This is a genomic window from Acinetobacter sp. YH12120 (assembly GCF_013418795.1).
Classification (GTDB): Bacteria; Pseudomonadota; Gammaproteobacteria; order Pseudomonadales; family Moraxellaceae; genus Acinetobacter; species Acinetobacter towneri.
The window spans coordinates 1-1,989 of the sequence record NZ_VPBI01000048.1 but is presented as its reverse complement, the minus strand read 5'-3'; the positions used below and the strand labels follow the sequence as shown (position 1 = coordinate 1,989).

At 50.6% G+C, this 1,989-nt stretch carries 2 rRNA genes; both read right to left on the bottom strand.

The annotated features are described in order from the left end of the window. Positions 1 to 8 precede the first annotated feature (8 nt). Positions 9 to 123 (bottom strand): 5S ribosomal RNA (rrf, locus tag FTU58_RS13880). Between the two features lie 191 nt (positions 124 to 314). Further along, positions 315 to 1,989: ribosomal RNA gene (locus FTU58_RS13875) — 23S ribosomal RNA — on the bottom strand; the annotation flags it as partial.

The following is a 1,989-nucleotide window of genomic DNA, read 5'->3' as shown; positions in this document are numbered from 1 at the left end:
GAATAATGAGCTGGCGATGACTTACTCTCACATGGGTAACCCCACACTACCATCAGCGCGAAGAGGTTTCACTTCTGAGTTCGGGAAGGGATCAGGTGGTTCACTCTTGCTATGGTCGCCAGCACAACTGTTTACGGAGACTTGCATTGGTCTTATTCACGACTGTGATGCACTGCGTTTTCCGAATCTGTAACAGATTGGGCTGTATTGGGTCTGAATTTTATTGTTTAGCGTTAACTAAATCAAGATCAGTCTGAATTGACTGATTGGATTTGAATCGATTGAGCATACAACCCCAACTGTTTGGGTGTTGTATAGTCAAGCCTCACGAGCAATTAGTATTGGTCAGCTTCACATATCGCTATGCTTCCACATCCAACCTATCAACGTCGTAGTCTTCAACGGCTCTTTAGGAGGCATAAAGCCTCGGGGAAATCTTATCTTGAGGTAGGCTTCCCGCTTAGATGCTTTCAGCGGTTATCCCTTCCGAACATAGCTACCCGGCGATGCGACTGGCGTCACAACCGGTACACCAGAGGTTCGTCCACTCTGGTCCTCTCGTACTAGGAGCAGATCCTCTCAAATTTCCAGCGCCCACGGTAGATAGGGACCGAACTGTCTCACGACGTTCTAAACCCAGCTCGCGTACCTCTTTAAATGGCGAACAGCCATACCCTTGGGACCTGCTTCAGCCCCAGGATGAGATGAGCCGACATCGAGGTGCCAAACACCGCCGTCGATATGAACTCTTGGGCGGTATCAGCCTGTTATCCCCAGAGTACCTTTTATCCGTTGAGCGATGGCCCTTCCATACAGAACCACCGGATCACTAAGACCTACTTTCGTACCTGCTCGACTTGTGGGTCTCGCAGTTAAGCGCGCTTTTGCCTTTATACTCTACGCGTGATTTCCGACCACGCTGAGCGCACCTTCGTACTCCTCCGTTACTCTTTAGGAGGAGACCGCCCCAGTCAAACTACCCACCAGACATGGTCCTCGTCCCGGATAACGGGACAGAGTTAGAACCTCAACATTACCAGGGTGGTATTTCAAGGACGGCTCCACTCGGACTAGCGTCCAAGTTTCAAAGCCTCCCACCTATCCTACACAAGTAAGGTCAAAGTTCAATGTCAAGCTGCAGTAAAGGTTCACGGGGTCTTTCCGTCTAGCCGCGGGTACACCGCATCTTCACGGCGAATTCGATTTCACTGAGCCTCTGCTGGAGACAGCGCCGCCATCATTATGCCATTCGTGCAGGTCGGAACTTACCCGACAAGGAATTTCGCTACCTTAGGACCGTTATAGTTACGGCCGCCGTTTACTGGGGCTTCGATCAAGAGCTTCGCTTACGCTAACCCCATCAATTAACCTTCCAGCACCGGGCAGGCATCACACCCTATACGTCCACTTTCGTGTTTGCAGAGTGCTATGTTTTTAATAAACAGTTGCAGCGGCCTGGTTTCTGAGGCTGTCGACAGCTCAAGGAGCGAGTCCTATCACCATCAACAGCGTACCTTCTCCCGAAGTTACGGTACCATTTTGCCTAGTTCCTTCAGCAGAGTTCTCTCAAGCGCTTTGGTCTACTCGACCTGACCACCTGTGTCGGTTTCGGGTACGATTCCAGTGTAACTGAAGCTTAGAGACTTTTCCTGGAAGCAGGGTATCAGCCACTTCACTGTACAAGTACAGCTTGCTATCAGATCTCAGCATAGAGCACCCCGGATTTGCCTAAGATGCATGCCTACTTCCTTTCACCTGGACAACCAACGCCAGGCTGACTTAACCTTCTCCGTCCTCTCATCGCATTACACTGAAGTATTGGAATATTAACCAATTTCCCATCGACTACGCCTCTCGGCCTCGCCTTAGGGGTCGACTCACCCAGCCCCGATTAACGTTGGACTGGAACCCTTGGTCTTTCAGCGAACGGGTTTTTCACCCGTTTTGTCGTTACTCACGTCAGCATTCGCACTTCTGATACCTCCAGCA